This is a genomic window from Streptococcus thermophilus (genome assembly GCF_010120595.1).
GTDB classification, from domain to species: domain Bacteria; phylum Bacillota; class Bacilli; order Lactobacillales; family Streptococcaceae; genus Streptococcus; species Streptococcus thermophilus.
In genome coordinates this window covers 1,001,820-1,022,938 of the sequence record NZ_CP038020.1, presented here as the reverse complement: position 1 = coordinate 1,022,938, position 21,119 = coordinate 1,001,820, and the positions used below count along the sequence as shown (strand labels likewise).

The following is a 21,119-nucleotide window of genomic DNA, read 5'->3' as shown; positions in this document are numbered from 1 at the left end:
ACTTATTTTCCTCCAAAATGAAGTGCATAGTACTGGAGAGCAATGATGGTTTTAGCATCCTGAATAGCACCTGAAGCTACGAGTTCCATACACTCCTCATAAGTCAACTCATAGATTTCAAGAAACTCATCTTCGTCAAGTGGACGTGGATTTTCAACAGGCTGGAGGTTTGTAGCCACATAGAGTTTAATTTTTTCATTACAGAAACCAATGGATGTGTAAAACTCATGAATCAATTTAAGTTCGCCCCTATACTGAGTTTCCTCTTCAAGTTCACGCGCTGCTGCAGCCATCTCATCGCCAGCCTCACCGACTTCCAGTTTACCCGCAGGAATCTCGTAGGAAACCGCCTCAATAGCCTTACGGTATTGCTTGACAATAATAATTTTCCCTTCAGGGGTAATAGCTAAAACGGCCACTGCTCCCTTGTGGAAAATCAGTTCACGGCCAGCTGTCTTACCGTCTGGTAAGAGAACTTCATCCACTGCAACTTCAAAAATATGTCCCTTAAATTTTAACTCACGTTTGAGTGTTTTTTCTTCAAACTCCATGACTTGACTCCTTCAATCTATAAGCCCAATCTAATTCATCTCCTCAATAGAACCAAGACTTAGATGAGCTTAAGCCTACTTTTGTTGGCTTGGGTGGTGAGGTTTCTTAATAGCGTAGCCTTCTTTATTGACCTGACGGCTGCGTCCAATGGCTACGCTGTCAGCTGGGACATTATCCGTAATGGTTGAACCAGCTGCTGTAAGTGCATTGTCCCCAATTTCAAGCGGTGCAATCAAGGTTGAATTGCTTCCGATAAAGGCGTTGTTAGCAATTTGGGTCTTGAATTTATGTTGGCCATCATAGTTTACAGTGATCGTCCCTGCACCAAAGTTAACGTCAGAACCAACTTCCGCATTACCAATGTAGGTCAAGTGACCGGCCTTAGTATTTTCACCGATAGTAGAACCCTTAACCTCGACGAAGTTACCAATATGAACGCCTTCTTTGAGCATTGAATCCGGACGAATATGGGCAAATGGACCAACTGTAGCGCCTTTTTCAACCACTGAATGCTCAATCATTGAGTTAGTGATAACAGTATTGGCACCGATAGTTGAATCAACAATATAAGTTCCATTAGTAAGCACTGACTCTGCTCCGACTTTAGTTTGTCCTTTAAGAGTAACATTAGCTTCAATCACAACGTCCGGTGCAATTTCCACATCTACATCAATGTATGTCGCATTTGGATTTTGGAAAGTAACACCATTAATCATGTGAGTCTTGTTAATACGACGACGCATAACATCTTCTGCCGTAGCTAGGGCAACACGGTCGTTAACTCCAAGACTTTCTTCAAAGTCACGAAGGGTATACGCACCTACCTTTTCACCATTTTCACGGAAAATAGAGATGACATCTGTCAAATAGTATTCCCCTTGAGCATTGTTAGTATTAATATTTTTAAGCGCTTCGAAGAGACGTTTATTGTCAAAGACATAAGTCCCTGTATTAATTTCTTTAACCTGTTGTTCAAACTCATTTGCATCTTTTTGCTCAACAATCTTAGTGACTTCACCATTTTCATTACGGATGATACGGCCATACCCAAATGAATTATCGGCAGTTGCAGTCAAGATAGTGGCAACATTTTTGTGATTAACGTGGAAATCAATAAGGTTTTTAAGGCTTTCACCGGTAATCAAAGGTGTATCCCCAGCGATAACAAGCGTTCGTCCTTCAAGTCCAGCCAACTCTTCTTCAGCCATCATTACTGCGTGACCTGTCCCCAATTGCTCTGTTTGCATAGTGAAGGCAGATTGACCATCCAAAACCTCACGAACAAGCTCAGCCTTATGACCAATAACAGTAACATTTTTAGCTGGTTCGATAACTGAAACTGCACGGAAAACATGCTCAAGCATAGTGATGCCTGAAACCTTGTGTAATACTTTTGGAAGATCTGATTTCATGCGAGTTCCTTTACCCGCAGCAAGGATAATAGCGTAATTACTCATTTTCTTTTTTCCTTCTTAATATTTTTTTGTAATGATTTCTTTCGTGACGATCTTAACCTTGAGTCCCAATTCTCAGGACCTTATCCTCCCACTGGGATAGCCTACGAAAGAGAGGGGCCTTGAAAACAAGTCTCTTATTTCTTAGAAAATATGTCCTCATAACTGACGTTTTTTAGGGCCTCTGATTATCTATAATCGCCCTATTATACCATAAATGAAAAGGTTTTGGCAGAATGAAAGGTAATGAAAAAAGAGCATTTAGCTCTTTCCTACTTCTCTTGTTTGACGTAAGTCCCTTGTAGCTTACCGTGTAAGATGTAATCTACAGATTTGAGCTCATCAACAGTGCAACAATCAAGGGCACACATGATGAGACGAAGGTCATCCTTCCAGCCATTGACAATAGCCACAACCTTATCCACAGGATAACGTTCCACCAATTCAAGAACTGTTCGTGAGAGGCCTACACCTTTTGCTCCTAAGACCAGACATTTAACCATATCAAGTGGATTGCGCACGCCACCAGAGGCTAAGATTTCCACATCTTCACGAAGGTCTTGGGCTTGCAGGAGGGTCTGAACGGTGCTTTGTCCCCAGTCATTGAGGTAATCTCGGTTGCCACCTCGACTATTTTCAATATAGGCGAAGCTAGTCCCACCACGACCTGAGATATCCACAGTTTTGATGTCCTGAGACATGGCATAACGAATGGTTTCCACATCCATACCAAAGCCGACCTCCTTAAGCACAAGAGGAACCTCTATTTTCTGTGCATAAGCCGCCACATTTTCCTTCCAAGTGTGGAAAATACGCTCTCCCTCAGGCATGAGAAGCTCCTGCATAAGATTAACATGGAGCTGTAAAAAGACTGGGTTCATCGCTTCCACCGTCTTAATGCCCAGGTCCACAGACTTATCCACACCGATATTAGTCGCTAGGTCTAAGTCTGGAAACTCTTGGCGATAGTCAAAGGATTCTGGTACTTCCCCCTTTAGAGCAGCACTGTAGGAACCTGTCACCATGAGAATACCTGTTCGACTGGCCACCTCAGCTAGTTTTCGATTGACAGCCCCACCCTTGGCAGAACCACCTGTCATGGCATTGATATAAAAGGGAAAATCCCAATCTCGTCCCGCAAAATGTGTGGACAAGTCAATCTGATCTAAATCATAAGTCGGTAGGGACTTGTGGATAAGTTCCATATCGTCAAAACTATTGTAGGGCGACTGGTACTTGAGGGCATAACGGATGTGATCGTCTTTACGATTTGTCATAGGTTATTTCTTTACTTTCTTGCGTGGATTATATTCTACTAAGCTGACCCTAAATCTCATACAAGAGCTCTATGCCTGCCTGTTGCCAGCGCTCAACTAGGGTATCTCTGCTAGCTTGATCAAAGGTAAAGGCGATACCGCAGTCCCCACCTCCAGCTCCAGAGGACTTGGCAATAGCATCAAGCCGTTGTTCAGCTTCTTTGAGTTTTTTCAACTTGTCCACATAGATATCTGGACTCAATGATTCTAACTGGTCGCTTACTGTTTGAAGGCTTCTCTTAAGCAAATTCTTATTTCCTGTTTCCAGTGCCTTGATGGCATCTTGGACGGCAACTTCTGTTTCACTTAAATACTTGCTTGATATGCGAGATTTGACCATTTTAACCATGTCTTTTGAGATAGCAGCTTGCTTGGTCCACCCCACTAAGAAGCGAGCTTTTAGTACTGACACTACTGGACTGATACGGTAACCCCAGTCTATTTCCAAAAGTTCGGATAGAGTCATTTGATCTATAAGCTCTGCCATTTTTACACGGTCAAAGGAGCGATAGGAAACCAGATCCTCGTATACGATACAAGCTAAATCTCCCATAGAACCATTGTCTCCTTGTTTGAGGAGGGTGTAACTAGCTAATTTAAAGAGAATGTCTTTGGATAAGTCTTTCTGAAGCGATGCTGCCAATGCCTTAAGGGTCAATACTACAACTGAACCTGATGAGCCAATGCCAAATTTAACCCCATCTCGTTCCAACTTTCCAGTGATTGAAAGGTCCAGAGTAGGCAAGTTCTCACCACAATAGGCCTCAAAAGTATTCAAGGCCTCTTGAATGAGGGCGTAATTTACGTCTGGCTCACGGTCCACACTGTAGTCAAACATGTCTGAGGTCAACTGGGTAGTTTGGGCTTTCTTGATCTCTGCTGACATAAAAATAGGAATAAATTGAATTAGGGCTGTCTGCCCCGGTGTTAAGACTGAATATTCTCCAGCAATGTAGAGTTTCCCACCTGTTTTTACTGTGACCTGATTGACCGACTGCTTAGGCATCTGGCAACTCCTTGGTGCGTGAAACGATGACCTGATAATCCTTACGGAAGTGGTCTGCTAGGCGGTCTAAGTCTTCTTCCAGACAGAGCACCTTAACATTTGGTCCAGCATCCATAGTGAAATAACATTGCTCACCAGAGGCACGGAGGGCCTTAACCTTGTCCATTGCCTGGTATGAGGCTTCCGTTAGATATGAAAATGGAGGGTTGGCCGTACTTGTGGTTTGGTGCATACGAAGGGCATTGGCTTCAGTGAGCTCACCCACCGCTTGGAAATCATTAGCCTTGAGGTAGCCTAACATATCCTTATAATCCAGCTCAGACTGTTTAATCCACTCAGGGAAAGAAGTCGATGTTTCGGTACACAATTTCATACCGTCTCGGCTTGATACAGGTTTCTTTTGATCTGTTAATACCAGCATAACCATGGCCAATTTGAGATCTGTTTCAACTGGATAAACCTCACCACTATCCTTATCCCAAGCTGCCAGTGGCCCAAAGAAAGAACGTGATGATGATCCTGAAGCAAACTTGGCAATCTGAGCCAATTCAGACTGCGTTTTTCCTACTTGGAAGAGCTCGTTAGCGGCCTTGACCAAAGCTGAAAGGCCTGAGGAACTTGATGATAGGCCTGCTGCTGTTGGCATATTGTTCCATGTTTCGATTTTGACAGGCTGATTTGGATCAGTACGGAAGATATCTAAAACCTTGCTGGCCTTGGTTGTTTCTTTTTCCCCTTGGAGCTCGTCACCGATATACATGACATCACTGGTCGCATCCTCAGGCAGAAAAGACAACTTGGTTTCCGTATACATATTTTCCAAAGTCAGTGAGATACTACTGGTTGAAGGAATCATACGCTTGGCATCCGCCTTACCCCAGTATTTGATAATAGCAATATTTGCGTACGATTTGACACTTACAGGCTTTCTATCCACGTGTTTACGGCTCCTTTTTCTTGAAGTTTTTTAGCAATTATTTGGGCTTGATCCTTGGTACTTGTTAGGGCAATAATACATCCACCCAGTCCTCCACCTGACATCTTTGCTCCCAGTGCACCGTGGTCCAGAGCAGTTGCTACTAGAAGGTCCGACAAGGCACAAGACACGCCTAAAGATTTAAGATGATTATGGGCTTGAGACATGAGCTGTCCAAGAAGCTTTTGATCCTTGGCTTTGAGGGCCCGTTCTGCCTTCTGACTTAATTCACCCAATTGGTTGAGGTCTGACAAGGCATCTAAACCATTAGCTTCAACCTTTTCCACAGCTTCACGGGTGTTTCCATGGATACCCGTATCAGCAATGACCAGATAAGCACCTAAATTGACCTCGATTTCCTTGAAACCGATATTACGCGTAAAGCTAATGGCTTTGTCACTCAAGCATGTCTTAGCATCCAGACCACTCGGTTTACTATGTGCTATGGTCTCCGCCTGATGAACCAGCATTTCCAAGGTCTCCCGGCTAAGCTCTTGATCGAAATAATCAAAGACCGCTCGAATTGCCGCAATGGCTACAGCCGCAGACGACCCCATGCCACGCTTTTCAGGAACACTTGACTTAATAGCATAGCTGATAGGCCGATTCTTGATTTTCAGATAATTAAGCGCTGAAAAAATCGCCGTCGTCAAGGGATCTTGAGCCTTGAGCGTCAAAGGAGTCTCAGCCGCCTGAATCTGACAGACAACCTCAATATCCTTAAGAGGGAGAGCAAGGGCAGGATGACCATAAACGACCGAGTGCTCCCCCATCAAAATAATCTTACTGTGAGCCTTGCCCACTCCTACTTTCTTAGTCATAAATTACACACACTCACAGACAAATTTTCAGGCGAGTGTCTTTCTATATTTTTCATACAGATTCTAGTGGTGACTCAAGGTCAATAAACCTCCCTGAGTGGATTAAGAGCCCCAATCTAAGGAATTTTCCTATGTCACTTCTATCTTATCATCAAAGCGCAAAAAAAGCGATATCTAACCTAGAGTGTCGCTTTGCATTAGAGACATGGTCCTAAATTGATATTTCTATCTTAAACTAGTACAATACCAATGAGGTTAAAAAATGATTGATGTCGAAAAACTAATTAAACAGAACTCCGAACTAATGGCACTATTAAAGATTATCCACTCTTTCCAACTTAATGACTGTTGGCTTTGTGCTGGAACTTTACGCAATTATATTTGGGACTACTTAAGCACCGGAAGTACATCTTCAAATATCAATTTCTCAGATATCGATGTCATTTTCTTTGATAAAAACATATCATATGAGCAAACTGTTGAAATAGAAAATCAAATAAAGAAAAAATATCCTGAATACAATTGGGAAATAAAAAATCAGTATTATATGAATATACATAGTCCTAATACTGAAAAGTATGTCAGCTCTACCGATGCTGTTTCAAAATTTCCCGAAAAATGTACTGCCATAGCTGCTAGACTAAATGACAATCAGGAACTAGAAGTATTTATTCCTTTTGGAACAAACGATTTGATTAACTTCAGAGTATCACCCACACCGCATTACTTTTCAGACAAGGACCGACAAATGATCTATAACGAGAGAGTAAAAAAGAAAAATTGGAACATATTCTGGCCAAACATTTCTATAGAATTTATCAAATAGATTAACCTATGATTTGTGATTTGCTTTTTACAAGACTTTCCGCTGTGAGAAAAGTTCCTGAAGCATAATAGTTTCAGGAACTCGGAATTTTTGAGAGTAAAACAGTTCGGGAAACTGTTTTAGCCTGAGCCTAGAAATTAAAAAGTGAAGGGGCTCAAAAATTAGTCATGGAACTTCGAAGAAGGTCGCTGACGACCGAAATCACCTAAGGAAAGTCTTAAAAAATTTTTCTTCTATATTAAAAAAGAGCCTCACGGCTCTTTTCATTTTAAATCGCAAACAAGTCGTTTAGGTTCTCAGCCATAGTTGGGTGAGTGAAGATTTGGTTAGCCAAATCTGTGTATGGAATATGATGGTTCATAGCAAGGGTAATTAGATTGATAATTTCATGAGATTCTTGACCAAAGAGGGTCACACCCAAGATTTCCTTAGTTTCAGGATTTACCACAGCTTTGAAAGCACCGCGCAAATCACCGTTAACATGACCACGAGGCATGCCAGCAACTGGAAGTTCCTTGACAGCAACTGGTCCACCTGCTGCTCTGGCTTGGTCTTCAGTAAGGCCAACCTGTGCCAAAGGTGGGTTGAGGAACATGGCAGTTGGAACTGCTCCACGTGTTTCAAGGTTATAGCTACCATCCCCTGTCAAGTAATTAAAGACAATACGGAAATCATCTAATGAAATATAAGTGAATTGAAGTCCACCATTAACATCACCCACTGCAAATACACCAGGAACGCTTGTTTCCAAATGCTTATTAACCTGAATACCGCCACGTTCTGTCAAGGCAATATCTGTATTTTCCAAGTGAAGAGGTTCGATATTAGGCTTGCGTCCTGTCGCATAGAGGAGAGCATCAAAATGAAACTCACCTTTGTCAGTAACAACGACAACTTCATCACCGTCATTTTTTACTTCGGAAGTTTTAACACCTTGCTCAAAGACAATGCCGTCCTCTTCCATGTATTGCTTGGCCAGCTTAGCAATAGATGGCTCTACACGTGGCAAGAAGCTAGTCGCTGCATCCAAGACAGTCACTTGACTACCCAAACGGTTATAAAGGCCAGCAAATTCAAGACCGATATTACCACCACCTAGGATACCCAAGCGTTTTGGCAAAGCTTCAAGAGTTTGAATGCCAGTTGAGTCGTAAACATGCTTAGTTGTTGTCAAGCCAGGAATAGGCAAGATATTAGACACAGCGCCTGTATTGATAACAATAGTCTCAGCTGTAAGCTCTTGACGGTCATCACCAGCCACCACTTCAATGACCTTATTTGACACAAAATGTGCTTCTGCATCAATGACATCAACGCCATTGTCTGCCAACATTTTATAATTCTTAGCATTAAGACGACTAGTCACTGCACCACGTTCTTTCATGGTGTCGTCAAATGACCAGCCCTTCTCAGCCGCAACAATCATAGTCTTAGTTGGGATACACGCAATATTAATGCAAGTACCACCATACATAGCTTTACTGCGCTCGATGACAGCAACTTTCTTACCAGCCGCATTCATCTTAGCAGCCAACGTTTTACCGGCTTTACCAAAACCGATAACAATCAAATCATAGTTTACCATTTCTGCATCCTCCTATATTCTGCCATTGTATCATTTAATTTTTCAGACTACCAATATCTGAACTGGAAAATAAAAAAGCTACAGCTTTTTATGTAACCGATTTCATATCTTATGTTAATGGAGATATATGCACCCTTTGAAAATTATGTGGTAAAAAACTAAAAAAAACGAAGAACACAACATTTTTTCTAAAGAGTTGTCCACAGTTTCTCCAAAAAGCTTCGAAAGAAATATTTGCTCCTATCTTCGAGCAAGTATCACATGGTAAATCATTTCAAGCAGCGCTGCCACACCTATTGTAATTAGAAACTTGGTCAATGATACATCGATTTTTACACCAAAATAAAAGACGACAAGCTAAGAGAAAATAATTTCTGTGAGAACACGAATATGATTGGCCATGGTAAAACCTCTTTATGAGCGCATTTTTTAAGTAAAAACAGAAAGAGTCATAGGTACTCATTACTAATGTTAAGATGTCTGCTCATTATAGCATAAAACAATACCTAGATTAGAAAAAAATAAGCAGATTTAAGCTTTATAGACACTTGACAATCAACTACTAAACACACGATTACCTCTTATCCTAACTAAAAAAAGTCACACCAATTCATGGCGCGACTTCTCTTTCATTCTGATAAAATTATAAACTTATAGTCACTCGTCAATAGCTGTACAGCTTCTATTCAATCCTTCTGGAACAGGTTGGCTAGTAATGTGACCTTGATAAGTCGTTACACCTTGGCGAAGGCCTTCGTCATTTTCAATAGCCTGTTTAAAGCCTACTCCTGCAAGAGCTTCGATATAAGGAAGGGTAACATTGGTAAGAGCAATGGTTGATGTACGTGCTACTGCAACTGGAATATTAGCAACAGCATAGTGAAGGACACCGTGTGTTTCATAAACAGGCTTATCGTGACTTGTCACACGATTCACAGTCTCAACAACCCCACCTTGGTCAACGGCAACGTTAACAATAACAGAACTTGGACGCATTTGTTTCGATTAATACTACGTGTCCCTTAGCCAAAAGACTTTGGACACCTGCAGGTGTAAGAGCTACACGGTTTTCGTTGTTTTTGATTTCTTTTGGAATACCAATTAACATATTTTCTCCTCATTCGGAGGTCATAAGGTAAAGGATTGTGCAAATCGCTTAACCACTTCCTATCTATCTCCCTGTAATAATAGCGCTTTCATTTTAACTAAAATCAAGAGAAAAAAATCTCCGCTATTTTAAGACCTTAGAATCATACTCCCCTAACTATCTAAACAATTCACAAAAGAACCCAACCAATCGGCTGGGCTCTTAAGTTGTAAACTAAATGATCAAAAGAGTATTTTTTCTTATGCACATCCTCCTTTTTATTTTCAAAAACAGCACCAATTTAAAATCCTTAAGCTTCATGGAAAACTCTTAATAAAATAATCAAAGAGTCCTTGGTCTGCTAATTGCTTATGACCCAAGAGAAACTCTGGATAATTGGACTTCTTTCCGCAACAGTTTTTGCATTACTAGTGATTTCAATTAAGGGAATAGTCAGTCGTCTTGCTCCTTAAAATAATCAAGGAGGAAAAGAGCGTTTTCCACATAGTAATTAACGGCTACAGGCAAGGCTTCATCTTTCACAAGGAAATCATCATGATGCCAGCCTGGGGCATCCTCCTCACCATTAGTGCCGACAAAGGCAAAGACTCCTGGTATTTCCTTTTGATAAGCCGCAAAGTCTTCTCCGCCTGTTGATGGTAGCGTTTCAATCACTTCTGCGAAGGCTTTAGAATTTTCAAAGATGAGCGGTGTGAGAGTCTGGTCATTGTTGGTCACGTAAGGTGAATTACCCCAAGTAATGTCAACTTGAGCACCAAACTGATCCGCTGTCGCCTGAACAACTTTTTCAAAGCGAGCAATGACATCTTCCCGAACCTTAGGCTCGAAAGTCCGAATCGTTCCTTCGAAGAAGCCGGCTGCTGGAAGAACATTCCAGGTATTTCCAACTTCGATATGAGTAACTGACAATACAGCTGACTCAAAGGGAGATACCGTCCGAGCCACAATTTGCTGTAAATTATTAATGATAGTCGTAGTAACCAAGACCGTATCCACACCCAAATCAGGACGGGCTGCATGGGACGAAACACCTTTGACATCAACCCTAAACTGCTCCACGCCTGCCAAAATAGCACCTGAACGAAGGCCAATCTGACCAGGTTTCAAGTGAGGATTATTGTGGTAACCGATGATAGCTGACACACCCTCAATACCGCCCGCTTCAATGACCTGATAGGCCCCTTGGAAATTTTCCTCAGCCGGTTGAAAAATTAATCGAACAGTCCCCTTAAGCTCTGCTTCTCTTTCTTTTAAAAGCTGAGCAGCACCAAGCAGAGAGGTCTGGTGAAAATCATGACCACAAGCATGCATGGCACCATTGTCGCTAGCATAAGGAAGACCTGTCTTTTCCTTAATCGGTAGGGCATCAATATCAGCACGCAAGGCAATAATAGGATGACCTGACCCAATCTCAGCGATGAGTCCTGTCTTCAAGGGATAATTTAAAGGCTCAACACCTAGATTTTTCAAATAAGCTTTCAAAAAGACTGTCGTCTCATGCTCCTCCCCAGAAACCTCTGGATGTTGGTGAATCTGATGACGCGTCTTTGCTAAATGATCGTAAAATACTTCTGTCATAATGAACCTCCCTCTCTGATCAGTTTTGGATTGTCAATCTATTTGTGAAACTCTCAATCGAATTGATTTCATCATACCACCAGAAGCGATACTTGAGAAATAAAAAATATTTATAGTATTCCATAAGTATTTCTTATACCTCTAAAAAATACTGTCATTATAGGTGTTGTCGTATTAAGACTAGTGATAAGATAGTCTTATCAGCTGATTGAAAGTTCCTATCGCACCTTAGCTACTAACCCAAATAAGTACGCAAGATTGTTTTTTCCGCTTCAGTCAAGGTTCGGTAGGAACCTACTGCCATCCCTTCATCAAGTTTAAACTCTCCGAAAGAGATACGCTTGAGATAGGTCACCTTGACCCCATAAGCCAAAAACATCTTTTTTACTTGATGAAACTTACCTTCCGAAATCGTAATTCGAGCACAGCTCTTGTCACTCGCAGAACTTAAAATTTCCAGCTGAGCTGATTGACAAACAGTACCATCTTCAAAAACTACACCAGACTCAAAAAATGCAGGTGCATCAGGCCCCAGAATATCATTAACCTCAACATAATATGTCTTAGCCACATGATAGCGTGGGTGAAGCATGGCAAAGCCCAAGGGACCATTATTGGTAATCAACACCAAACCTTCCGTATCTCTATCCAAACGTCCCACAGGATAAAGGCCCTCTCGCTGATCCTCAGGCCTAATCAAATCAATAACTGTTTGGTGTTCCTTGTCCTTTCTAGCTGACACCACTCCTGACGGCTTATTCATAAGGTAGTAGACTTCTGGCGCATGCTCCAGTTCCTTACCAGAAACCATGATGGTTTGAAGACTAGCATCCACATTAAGATTATCTCGATCCGCCAGGACACCATCTACATATACCTGACGACTACGAATGAGATTCTTGACCTGATTGCGAGAACCATAGCCCGACTGTCCTAATAATTTATCTAAACGCATAGCCCTATTGTACCATGGATAAGTCTGGTCTAGTAGACAAAAAAAGCCTACCTAAAAGGTAGACTCATACTACTAACAATTACACATTCACATGGAAGACTTGCCCAACTACATAGGTCACGAGCATGGTCAAGAGTCCTACTGCCAAGTTTCGCAACATCGCTTGTTTAACAGGTGCTTTCCCAAGTTTAGCACTAACATAACCAATCAAGATTAAGGTCAGTGCAACCACAACCGCTGTTATAGGAATACGGTAAGGGTCTGGGAAAAGCAGGATAGTTAGCGTTGGAGGCAAAGATCCCACTGAAAAGGACAGAAAACTAGATACGGCAGCATGCCATGGATTGGTGATTTCTTCCATATCCACCCCATATTTTTCCTCAACTAAGACCTTGATAGGATTTTTACTGAAGGCTTGATTGACCTTAACTTCCGCTTCTGTTTCGCAATCCCCTTGACTGAGGAAGGTTTGATATAAACTTTCTCTAGCTGACTCAGGTGAGCGATCCAAAAGGGCTTGTTCCTTAGCGACAGCCGCTTCTTCGGTATCTTTTTGCGTTGACACACTGACATATTCACCACCTGCCATCGAAAAGGCACCGGTAAAAATCGCTGATAAGGCAGAAATCAAGATGAACCAGATGTTTGATGTCGCACTGGCCACACCGATAACCACTCCCGCAATGGAAATGATGCCGTCATTGGCCCCCAACACTCCTGCTCTCAAAATATTTAAACGTTCTGCAAAATTCTTATCTTCCAATTTCATACTCCTTATTTAGAATCATTCTAAATAATATTATAACAGTTATTTAGAATGATTACAAATAATAAACTTTAAAAAGTAAGGTTTTTAATTTCTGCTCCAATCACACGCAAACTCTAAAGCTAATAAAGCTACCTTGTCCTTTTCATCCAAGTCCATATGATTCATCAAGTTACGGGCATCCCAATTACCTTCAGAAAGGTGGTCCGCAGCATAGAAGAAGTGGCAGATGTCAACACCTCTAAACTTTGCTAAAGCTGCAACAGCAGAACACTCCATATCCACACAAATGGCTCCTGCTGACTTTCTAGCTTTGAGTTTACCATTCGTCTCACGGTAAATGCCATCAGTTGTCCAAACCTTGCCTTCCTTATGAGAAATCTGACGTTCATTGAGATAGGAACGAAAATGGTCTAAAACACCCACATTTACCGCAATCTCATCGCTGGCTTCCACATAGTGAAAACTCGTCCCTTCATCTCTAAGGGCATGACTAGGAATAATAATAGAAGTCTCTTTAATATCTTCATCAAGCACCCCACAAGTACCAAAAAGTACAAGTTTATCAGCTCCCAAGGCAAAAATATCCTCTAAAATACCCACACAGGCAGAGGCGCCTACAGGTGCATTAAAAATGGCCAACTCATTATCATCAATAACAAGCTTATAAATCGGAATAGCCACATTCGCCATGGACGTCTCATAGATAAGTTCATGGGGAAACATCTCAAGCATTCGTTGAAAGGTCGAACGAGAAAAACAGGACACAGCTATTTTAGGAAACCCCTCAAGAGGCTCATTCTTGTCCTCGGGATTGATAATCGCTTGTCTATTCGCATCAAATTCAGTTAGTAGCATACGTGACCTCCTTAGTTTTAGGAACCATTATAACACAAAAAAATCAGACCAAAAAGAATGGTCTGATTCTACTCCTATTTATTCTTCATTTCCCAAATCGTCTAGTTATTTTTCAAGACGTCATCTCTCAAATCTTCCCAATGCAGCAAGAGCCCAATTCACCAAAAAGACAAAGGAAACATATATGGTATAAGTAATTGGCCAAGCCATGAGATATCTAGGATCCAAGGGATTATTATGATAGACATCATGGTTGTACCGATAGTTAGCTGACATTATCATAAGGGTGATAAGCCCAGTCACTAGTAAACAACCTAAGACTGTTATACTCGAACTACCAAAAGCATTTACATCAAGACGTTCAGCTCTATAAATAGACCAAATACTACTTATCAACAATGGATAAAGTAAGTAATCAGCAGAGATGACACCATTGTTAAAGAGGGAGCCATAAACTAAGCATACAAGCGTCCCTGCAATCATTATGTAAAAACATTCGGCAGCAACCTTATTATTTAGAACTGCTTCGTCGCGTTCGTCTGTAACCTTATTAGCAACCGATTTAAATTTCATCATATTTACTTCTTTTCTAAATCTCCCAAAACAGTTGATCCAAAGTCCTATCCAGTGTTTTACAAATAGCAATGCATAAGGCTAGGCTGGGATTGTACTTTCCAGCTTCAATCAATCCGATGGTTTGTCTTATTGAACCTACCGCTTCAGCCAAGTCACCCTGAGTCATATCATGCTCTGCTTGTGCTACTTTTAAGCGTAAATTCTTTGCCACATGCCCCCTCCTTCTCAGCATATCTGATATTCTCTCCGAAATCGATTATGATTACCATCTCTTTTCATTGATATTACACACTATATGTTTCTATTTGCAATATAAATCTGACATTATTTTAGAAATAATTTGCAAAATAAAAAGCCGAGATTTCTCCCAGCTTCTTCAATATTTAAACTTAGGCAGGTGTTACATCCAAGCTCTCACCAATTGCCGCAAGGCGTTCAACAACCTCTTCTTGGCTCAAATCATTTTCAGAGACATAACGGTTACGTGGGTGAACACGACATTCATGTGAGCAGCCACGGAGGTATTTGTCTTCATTTTCCTCTGAAGCAAGGATACGACGGTTACAGAATGGGTTACCACAGTTGACATAGCGTTCGCAAGGCGTGCCATCGAACCAGTCCTTACCGACAACGATAGGGTCTACATGGTTGATATCAACAGCAATACGCTCGTCAAAGACATACATCTTACCATCCCAAAGCTCCCCTTGAACCTCTGGATCTTTTCCGTAAGTTGCGATACCACCGTGCAATTGGCCAACATCTTTGTAGCCTTCACGGACCATCCAACCTGAGAATTTCTCACAGCGGACACCACCAGTACAGTAAACAACCACGCGCTTGTCCATGAACTCTTCCTTATGGTCGCGAACCCATTGTGGCAATTCACGGAAGTTGCGAATGTCAGGACGAATGGCTCCACGGAAGTGACCAAGGTCATATTCATAGTCGTTACGTGTATCAAGGACAACAGTATCCTCATCCAAAAGAGCGTCTTTAAACTCTTTGGGTGACAAGTAAGCACCTGTAGTTTCAAGTGGATTGATGTCGCTATCAAAGTTATCGTCCTCTAAACCAAGGTGAACGATTTCCTTCTTGTAACGCACAAACATCTTCTTGAAGGCTTGCTCTTCTTCCTCATCAATCTTGAACCAAAGGTCCTCCATCCCTGGAAGGCTGTGGACGTAGTCCATATATTTTTGAGTGGTTTCATAGTCTCCAGAAACCGTTCCATTAATCCCCTCGTCAGCGACCAAGATACGACCTTTTAGACCGATTGACTTACAAAAAGCCAAGTGGTCAGCCGCAAATTGCTCAGCGTTTTCGATGGGAACGTATTTATAATAAAGCAATACTCGAATAGGTTTTGCCATTGTACTTCCTCTTTCTTTATGAAATATCTATATTTGTTGTTTGATAATAAAATCAACTTAACTATTATACCGTTATCAAAGAGGACTAGGCAATTGATTTGTTTGGAGAAGAATTTTCACAACAGAAAAAGGCTAAGTGCCAAATGCCTCAACCTAAGTTTTATGGGATTATTTTTTCACAAGATAGTATTACAACTCTTTCTGTAGTGTCCCTAAGATAAGCAGTTGTGTCAGAAAAATCCAGAAAATAAGAACTCCTATATCTACAAGCGAAACAGTTCCATGTCTATAAAAGCTAGCTCTAAGAAGATTCGCAGAAGGGACAAATGGAAGTAGAAAATAAAGTTGATCTAACCAATCTGGAAGACGACCTGCCGGATACATGATTGGTGAAAACATAAGACCAATCATTAAAATAAGCTGAGACATTAGCGTGACAATATTTTGGGAAAATATATAAGCAATTGAAAATCCTAGACTAATCATTGTTAGGCAAATAAGTAACATCACAAAAACAGACAAAATTGACAAATTTAATTGGACAGAAAAGCGAAGACAGCCTAATAAAAAAGTGAAGAATACACCTGGTAAAATAGCAATTAACCATATACATAGGTCAGCTAAAGAAATTAGAATTCTAGGAATAGGTAAAGCTCGAATATAGTCCACATGACCTTCTGACTTGGCATTGGCTATAACAGGAGATGAAATCGTACAGCCAATAGAAATAACTCCCATTAAAACTGATCCAGAGGCAAGATAGTAAGCAGTTGTTGTGTCCATCTTACCAATTACCAACGGATACCCAAAAAGAAGTGAAACGGACAAAAGCACTTGAGCTAGTGTGAATAGAATGAATAGATTTTTTTGTCGAAGATAGTTCCAACGAAGTAAGTAAAAAAATTGAGTCATATCAGTTAACAAGCTCCTCTTTATAAAGATCGGAAATAGATAATGTTTTCATCTTAACTGAAAGGTTTGAAATAAGCCCTTTTTCTATACCTTCCTTAACTTGAATGAGTATTCGTGTTAATTCACTTTCTTCAATTTCCATCTGACAAACACAACCATTGACCATCGTAAAATGTTCGAATAGACTTAAAAATTCTTTACTAACAAAATTGAAAGAAATTTGATAATGATTTTTATAAGACATTTGGTGTACTGGACCAGATTTTAATAATTTACCATGGTTAAAAAGAGCAAAATTATCCGCATATTTTTCAACTTCTAGTAGATTGTGGGTAACAATGATAATAGTGTGTCCTTTATAAGCCAGTTTTTGTAATAATCGCCACTGTTTTTCACGACGTACAGGATCAACATCGTTGGTTGGTTCGTCAAGAAGCATGATATCAGCAGAGCCAATTAATGCCATGGCAAAAGATGTAAGCCGTTTTAAGCCTCCTGAAAGATTCTTCCCTTTTTTATCACGGTATTCTACTATTTCCAGATCTGCTAGAAGGTGCTCAATTTCTTTTTGGAGTTCTGAGGTACTTAACCCTCTCATTCTTCCAATCATCTCTAAATTTTGCTCAACAGTTAACTTTTCAAGAGGTGCATACTGTTGTGACATATAACTCATCATTGTTCGAGCTTGTTTACGGTTATGTATAAAAGAAATATCTCCGTAGTGAACATCTCCCTGATCAGGCTTAATAAAACCAATCATTTGCTTTAAAAGAGTTGATTTACCAGCACCATTATGTCCTATAAGAGCTGTGATTTTTGCAGCTTCTAGCTCTAAGAAGATATGGTTATTAGCAAAATGTTGTTTATCAAATGATTTTGTTAAATTTTCAATGGTGAGCGTTTCAAAAGTCATAATTTTATTTCTCCGTATTGAGAAAAGATTTCCCAATTTTCCTCCTTACCGTTACCACATGTAGGACACTCATCAGGATAATGTCCCCAAGGTTTGTGTGTGAACGACGCTCCGTTTTCATAATTAATCTCGTATTGGCGATTAAGACTCATTGGTTCTGCATATTTAGTTATTAATCGAACAGCCTCATCAACAATAGCAGATGTCAATTGAAACATAGCCGGACCATAAGCAATTGTAGGAATTTTCTTAGTAACAGTACGAATACCCCGAAATTGTTCCAAGAATAGACTATCAATTTTCGTGTAATGAATGTTTAAACAATCAAAACATCCTGTTTGATGGGGTACTACAGAATAAACACGTCCGCGACTAACTTGACTTGCACCAAAAACACACGGAATATTTTTTGTAACTACAGCTTTATTTACAATACGCTGAATATCATATTGTGGTTCATCAATAACACAAATAACAATGTCAACATTGTCTAATAATGGCAACAAGTCGTTTACACATGTTATACGTAAATTATGAGTTTCAACTTCGATATCAGAATTCATTTTTGACACTTCTTGATGGGCAATCTGTGTTTTAAGAGCCCCTACGTCTTCCTCCTTATATAAAAATTGCCTACCTAGATTACTTTTTTCAATGATATCAAAGTCCACAATTTTTATTTTTTTAGGTCCTAGACCAGATAGCAAAGTTAGTATATTGGACCCTCCTCCGCCAAGTCCTAATAAAAGAACTGTCGTTTCATTAAGTCTCTTTTGAATATCTATACTATCTTTAAAACTATTTAAATAGCGACTAAAATAGTAGATATTTGAATGATATCTTTCCTTAATACAATTTATTGTAGCACCTTCTTCAATAACCCCCTCCTTATCCAATAGTTCAATAGCACCTATTATATCTTGTTCCGTCAAATCTGGATACTTAGTTAAATAATATCTACAACGTCATTAATAGTCCTTCCATCTAAAATATTAACTAAACTCCACATTTTATCGTCCTCATCACTGATTTCAGTAGTTATACCAATTTGGGAGCCTACCCTAAACAAATTATCGTGAAGTTTATAAATAGGATATATTTCTTTTATTCTTGGACAATGGAATTTCATTTTTTCCTCACTATTTTTCAAAAAGAAAGACGAGGTGATTCTATAATTTCCCCTTGCCTTATTGTAGTAATTCTATCAAAAATTTTCCGTGATAGAATCGAAGGTAACATTTGCTTATATGTTTATTTAACATTTTTAAGCAATTAAATAATACCCCAGCTAATTTCGGTTTGAGCTACGGCCTTACGTACTTGAATGTTTTTCATTTGGAATTCTCCTTTCATCTTTAATAAGAATATTGTATACTAAACTTACATTTTTCTTACAATTATGTCATAATTGACCATTTTAACGTTATAACTAACATACAGAAATGAGTGAGGAGGTTTTCAATGTTAAAAGTTGCTATTTGTGATGACTCTGATAGAGATGCTAGCCAATTAGAACATTATTTACTTTCTTATGATAAATTTCCTCTAGAAACAAAACTTTATACAAATCCACAAAAACTCTTAAATCAGCTGACGCCAGACATCCACTGTGTCTTTTTGGATATCAATATGCCAGGAATCAATGGAATTGACGTAGCACAAAAGATTAGAAAATTTAATCCTTTCATTCCTATTATTTTTGTGACAAGTTATCGTGATTATATGGAACAAGTCTTCGAAGTTCAGACTTTTGACTATATCGTAAAACCGATAGAACCTCAAAAGTTAATGAAAGTATTGGATCGTATTTTGCGTTTTTTGGATATAGGCCAAGCACTTTTTACCTTCTCATTTGGTAAACACAATTATTCTGTCCCTTCGAGCGATATTGTATTTTTTGAGAAAGATAAACGTTCAGTATTTATATACACAAAGACAGGTACCTACAAGTCTCTACTAAAAACAAAAGAGATTTTGGAAAAACTCCCTAATTATTTTATTCAAATTCATGCTTCCTATATTTTAAACCCCAAATACATCAAAGACTTTGATTCAAAAACAGTTACTATTTTACTAAATGGGACTGAAGAACACCTACTCCCAATTAGTAGAAAGTTTCAGTTTTCTTTTAAAGAAAAGTATTACAGCTATCTAAGTGAAAGGCATTTTTAATGTTAGTAGGATTACGAATAATCAGTATCTTGTACGATTTATTTCTAGCAAGTATGTTATTTTATAGACCATTGTCTAAAATCAATATGAAAAAGAAGCCTTTAGTAGCCCTTTTTTTCATATTGATTTTTCATGGGGAACTCGTGTTCCTATTCTCTGAAAGTCGTATTTTTTTGGTCAGTAATCTCCTTCTAAACATTTTAGAATACTATCTAATCGGTCTCAATTTTGATTATCCTATTCGCCAGTCTTCCTTTTGGATTCTTTTACAAACTAGTCTAAGTTTGTTAGCAGGAGCTGTCCTAAACCAAGGAATCCAACTAATTTTACCTTTAGGGGAACTATCAAAAAATTTAGAAGCTATTAGTTTGTATCTCGGAATAAGTTTCTTCTTATCTACAGGAATAACTCTTATCTTACGAAAGCTTCTCCTATCCCATCAAAGGCTTCGTATTGCTACTTCTAAGGGAAACTGGCTTTATCAGTTTATCGTGCCTCTTTTATCTATTTTCTTTGCTTTTACAATATCTGCCATTCAAGGAGGGGTATTTGGAGCAGATTACCTGTCAATCATTTCTCTCTCATCTCTCATTGTATTAACTCTCTCCTCTCTTTATTTTAATCTGTACCTTGCTCGTCAACAGCAGCAATATTACCAAAACCAATTGGAAAAAGAACAATTACAGTTCCAAGTTCGAGAAATACAACAATCTCAAGAAGAATATCAACGTCTCCAAAGCCTTCGGCATGACTTAAAAAATAAACATTTAACTCTTTTATCGCTTTTAGAGAAAAATCCTGAAGAGGCAAAAGATTATCTTTATTCATTAACAGATAGTATAGTAGGTGAACAAACTTTCTACTCTAAAAATCAAACTATTAATTTTTTACTTAATCAAAAACTACATCATTTAAAAGATGAGATAGAAATGGAAATTGATTGCTTTGTACCACAAGAATTATCTATTCAACCAGATATTTTAGCTGTTATATTAGGAAACTGCCTAGACAATAGTATTGCAGCTTGTCTCAGACTACCAAATAAAGAAAGAAACTTATCACTTAATATCCGATACTTTCAACAAAATCTTTTTATCAATATTAGAAATAATTTTGATGAGAAAGAAAAATCTACTCGTAAATCCCGTCAAAAAGATGGCTGGGGGTTGCGAAATATTGATGCTCTTGTTCAAGAATATCAAGGTAATATCAAACACTTTATAAAAGATGGACAATATCAAATAGAGATTTTATTACCAATAAAAATAGGGACTATTCCGACTAAAGAATTTTAGGTAATTGATGAAAAATGAGTAATAATTAGGTAACGTAAATATTTGAAGTCAAAATCTATATTATGTTTATTCATTAA

The 21,119-nt window shown here is 39.2% G+C and carries 20 protein-coding genes and 2 pseudogenes; 3 read left to right on the top strand and 19 right to left on the bottom strand.

The window, feature by feature from the left end:
- Nucleotides 1-2: 2 nt before the first annotated feature.
- The 6 genes from E3C75_RS05375 to mvk all read right to left on the bottom strand — a co-directional run bounded on the left by E3C75_RS05375 (nucleotide 3) and on the right by mvk (nucleotide 6,125).
- Complete coding sequence (locus E3C75_RS05375) at nucleotides 3-551, bottom strand: NUDIX domain-containing protein (RefSeq protein WP_002947978.1); 549 nt, start codon at nucleotides 549-551, stop codon at nucleotides 3-5.
- A gap of 75 nt (nucleotides 552-626) precedes the next feature.
- Nucleotides 627-2,009: a bifunctional UDP-N-acetylglucosamine diphosphorylase/glucosamine-1-phosphate N-acetyltransferase GlmU gene (gene glmU / locus E3C75_RS05370; RefSeq protein ID WP_100262197.1), complete on the bottom strand. Its 1,383-nt coding sequence runs from the start codon at nucleotides 2,007-2,009 to the stop codon at nucleotides 627-629.
- A 269-nt stretch (nucleotides 2,010-2,278) separates the two neighbouring features.
- Entirely contained in the window at nucleotides 2,279-3,283 is a 1,005-nt protein-coding gene (fni, locus tag E3C75_RS05365; RefSeq protein WP_100262198.1) for a type 2 isopentenyl-diphosphate Delta-isomerase, read from the bottom strand.
- Nucleotides 3,284-3,332: 49 nt separating this feature from the next.
- Nucleotides 3,333-4,328 carry a phosphomevalonate kinase gene (locus E3C75_RS05360; RefSeq protein WP_100262199.1) on the bottom strand — a complete coding sequence of 332 codons (996 nt, stop codon included), beginning with the start codon at nucleotides 4,326-4,328 and terminating at the stop codon, nucleotides 3,333-3,335.
- Nucleotides 4,321-5,265, bottom strand: coding sequence for a diphosphomevalonate decarboxylase (gene mvaD, locus E3C75_RS05355; RefSeq protein ID WP_100262200.1), 945 nt, complete (start codon nucleotides 5,263-5,265; stop codon nucleotides 4,321-4,323). The genes E3C75_RS05360 and mvaD overlap by 8 nt, the downstream gene beginning before the upstream one ends.
- Nucleotides 5,247-6,125, bottom strand: a complete 879-nt coding sequence (mvk, locus tag E3C75_RS05350; RefSeq protein ID WP_084825837.1) for a mevalonate kinase — start codon at nucleotides 6,123-6,125, stop codon at nucleotides 5,247-5,249. Before mvk ends, mvaD begins: the two co-directional genes overlap by 19 nt.
- A 262-nt stretch (nucleotides 6,126-6,387) precedes the next feature.
- Between mvk and E3C75_RS05345 the strand changes: the two genes are divergently transcribed.
- Complete coding sequence (locus tag E3C75_RS05345; RefSeq protein ID WP_014608096.1) at nucleotides 6,388-6,951, top strand: nucleotidyltransferase family protein; 564 nt, start codon at nucleotides 6,388-6,390, stop codon at nucleotides 6,949-6,951.
- 268 nt (nucleotides 6,952-7,219) lie between these two features.
- Here E3C75_RS05345 and E3C75_RS05340 read toward each other — a convergent pair whose 3' ends face one another.
- The 13 genes and pseudogenes from E3C75_RS05340 to E3C75_RS05280 all read right to left on the bottom strand — a co-directional run bounded on the left by E3C75_RS05340 (nucleotide 7,220) and on the right by E3C75_RS05280 (nucleotide 18,704).
- Nucleotides 7,220-8,536, bottom strand: coding sequence for an FAD-containing oxidoreductase (locus tag E3C75_RS05340; RefSeq protein ID WP_111679406.1), 1,317 nt, complete (start codon nucleotides 8,534-8,536; stop codon nucleotides 7,220-7,222).
- Between the two features lie 657 nt (nucleotides 8,537-9,193).
- A pseudogene (locus E3C75_RS05335) lies at nucleotides 9,194-9,538 on the bottom strand (alanine dehydrogenase); the annotation flags it as partial.
- Entirely contained in the window at nucleotides 9,507-9,644 is a 138-nt protein-coding gene (locus E3C75_RS05330) for an alanine dehydrogenase (RefSeq protein ID WP_002950088.1), read from the bottom strand. The pseudogene E3C75_RS05335 and the gene E3C75_RS05330, both read right to left, overlap by 32 nt.
- A 432-nt stretch (nucleotides 9,645-10,076) precedes the next feature.
- Entirely contained in the window at nucleotides 10,077-11,222 is a 1,146-nt protein-coding gene (locus E3C75_RS05325) for an amidohydrolase (RefSeq protein ID WP_111679404.1), read from the bottom strand.
- A gap of 235 nt (nucleotides 11,223-11,457) precedes the next feature.
- Nucleotides 11,458-12,177, bottom strand: coding sequence for a 16S rRNA pseudouridine(516) synthase (locus tag E3C75_RS05320; protein WP_011680884.1), 720 nt, complete (start codon nucleotides 12,175-12,177; stop codon nucleotides 11,458-11,460).
- Between the two features lie 79 nt (nucleotides 12,178-12,256).
- Nucleotides 12,257-12,946 (bottom strand): VIT1/CCC1 transporter family protein, encoded by a 690-nt coding sequence (locus tag E3C75_RS05315; protein WP_167740658.1) that lies wholly within the window; start codon nucleotides 12,944-12,946, stop codon nucleotides 12,257-12,259.
- Nucleotides 12,947-13,030: 84 nt separating this feature from the next.
- Nucleotides 13,031-13,801 carry a nucleoside phosphorylase gene (locus tag E3C75_RS05310; protein WP_111679402.1) on the bottom strand — a complete coding sequence of 257 codons (771 nt, stop codon included), beginning with the start codon at nucleotides 13,799-13,801 and terminating at the stop codon, nucleotides 13,031-13,033.
- Between the two features lie 120 nt (nucleotides 13,802-13,921).
- Complete coding sequence (locus tag E3C75_RS05305; protein ID WP_111679400.1) at nucleotides 13,922-14,377, bottom strand: DUF6773 family protein; 456 nt, start codon at nucleotides 14,375-14,377, stop codon at nucleotides 13,922-13,924.
- 13 nt (nucleotides 14,378-14,390) lie between these two features.
- Entirely contained in the window at nucleotides 14,391-14,588 is a 198-nt protein-coding gene (locus tag E3C75_RS05300; protein ID WP_022096951.1) for a helix-turn-helix transcriptional regulator, read from the bottom strand.
- 178 nt (nucleotides 14,589-14,766) lie between these two features.
- A complete protein-coding gene (gene trhO / locus E3C75_RS05295) occupies nucleotides 14,767-15,750 on the bottom strand; it encodes an oxygen-dependent tRNA uridine(34) hydroxylase TrhO (protein WP_100273111.1) in 984 nt (327 codons plus the stop codon).
- Between the two features lie 189 nt (nucleotides 15,751-15,939).
- A complete protein-coding gene (locus tag E3C75_RS05290; RefSeq protein WP_002952657.1) occupies nucleotides 15,940-16,662 on the bottom strand; it encodes an ABC transporter permease in 723 nt (240 codons plus the stop codon).
- Between the two features lies 1 nt (nucleotide 16,663).
- Nucleotides 16,664-17,575 (bottom strand): ABC transporter ATP-binding protein, encoded by a 912-nt coding sequence (locus E3C75_RS05285; protein ID WP_002950066.1) that lies wholly within the window; start codon nucleotides 17,573-17,575, stop codon nucleotides 16,664-16,666.
- Nucleotides 17,572-18,704, bottom strand: a pseudogene (locus tag E3C75_RS05280) (ThiF family adenylyltransferase). Before E3C75_RS05280 ends, E3C75_RS05285 begins: the two are co-directional and overlap by 4 nt.
- Nucleotides 18,705-19,036: 332 nt before the next feature.
- Between E3C75_RS05280 and E3C75_RS05275 the strand changes: the two are divergent.
- The gene (locus E3C75_RS05275) at nucleotides 19,037-19,747 is read left to right on the top strand and encodes a LytR/AlgR family response regulator transcription factor (RefSeq protein ID WP_064355462.1); all 711 of its coding nucleotides are present in this window, start codon (nucleotides 19,037-19,039) and stop codon (nucleotides 19,745-19,747) included.
- Entirely contained in the window at nucleotides 19,747-21,042 is a 1,296-nt protein-coding gene (locus E3C75_RS05270) for a sensor histidine kinase (RefSeq protein WP_024704020.1), read from the top strand. Before E3C75_RS05275 ends, E3C75_RS05270 begins: the two co-directional genes overlap by 1 nt.
- Nucleotides 21,043-21,119 lie beyond the last annotated feature (77 nt).

What these genes read in the sequence shown, in the direction of transcription:
- E3C75_RS05375 (WP_002947978.1), bottom strand. Translation starts at nt 551, where the DNA reads ATGGAGTTTGAAGAAAAAACACTCAAACGTGAGTTAAAATTTAAGGGA.
- glmU (WP_100262197.1), bottom strand. Translation starts at nt 2,009, where the DNA reads ATGAGTAATTACGCTATTATCCTTGCTGCGGGTAAAGGAACTCGCATG.
- fni (WP_100262198.1), bottom strand. Translation starts at nt 3,283, where the DNA reads ATGACAAATCGTAAAGACGATCACATCCGTTATGCCCTCAAGTACCAG.
- E3C75_RS05360 (WP_100262199.1), bottom strand. Translation starts at nt 4,328, where the DNA reads ATGCCTAAGCAGTCGGTCAATCAGGTCACAGTAAAAACAGGTGGGAAA.
- mvk (WP_084825837.1), bottom strand. Translation starts at nt 6,125, where the DNA reads ATGACTAAGAAAGTAGGAGTGGGCAAGGCTCACAGTAAGATTATTTTG.
- E3C75_RS05345 (WP_014608096.1), top strand. Translation starts at nt 6,388, where the DNA reads ATGATTGATGTCGAAAAACTAATTAAACAGAACTCCGAACTAATGGCA.
- E3C75_RS05340 (WP_111679406.1), bottom strand. Translation starts at nt 8,536, where the DNA reads ATGGTAAACTATGATTTGATTGTTATCGGTTTTGGTAAAGCCGGTAAA.
- E3C75_RS05330 (WP_002950088.1), bottom strand. Translation starts at nt 9,644, where the DNA reads ATGTTAATTGGTATTCCAAAAGAAATCAAAAACAACGAAAACCGTGTA.
- E3C75_RS05325 (WP_111679404.1), bottom strand. Translation starts at nt 11,222, where the DNA reads ATGACAGAAGTATTTTACGATCATTTAGCAAAGACGCGTCATCAGATT.
- E3C75_RS05320 (WP_011680884.1), bottom strand. Translation starts at nt 12,177, where the DNA reads ATGCGTTTAGATAAATTATTAGGACAGTCGGGCTATGGTTCTCGCAAT.
- E3C75_RS05315 (WP_167740658.1), bottom strand. Translation starts at nt 12,946, where the DNA reads ATGAAATTGGAAGATAAGAATTTTGCAGAACGTTTAAATATTTTGAGA.
- E3C75_RS05310 (WP_111679402.1), bottom strand. Translation starts at nt 13,801, where the DNA reads ATGCTACTAACTGAATTTGATGCGAATAGACAAGCGATTATCAATCCC.
- E3C75_RS05305 (WP_111679400.1), bottom strand. Translation starts at nt 14,377, where the DNA reads ATGATGAAATTTAAATCGGTTGCTAATAAGGTTACAGACGAACGCGAC.
- trhO (WP_100273111.1), bottom strand. Translation starts at nt 15,750, where the DNA reads ATGGCAAAACCTATTCGAGTATTGCTTTATTATAAATACGTTCCCATC.
- E3C75_RS05290 (WP_002952657.1), bottom strand. Translation starts at nt 16,662, where the DNA reads ATGACTCAATTTTTTTACTTACTTCGTTGGAACTATCTTCGACAAAAA.
- E3C75_RS05285 (WP_002950066.1), bottom strand. Translation starts at nt 17,575, where the DNA reads ATGACTTTTGAAACGCTCACCATTGAAAATTTAACAAAATCATTTGAT.
- E3C75_RS05275 (WP_064355462.1), top strand. Translation starts at nt 19,037, where the DNA reads ATGTTAAAAGTTGCTATTTGTGATGACTCTGATAGAGATGCTAGCCAA.
- E3C75_RS05270 (WP_024704020.1), top strand. Translation starts at nt 19,747, where the DNA reads ATGTTAGTAGGATTACGAATAATCAGTATCTTGTACGATTTATTTCTA.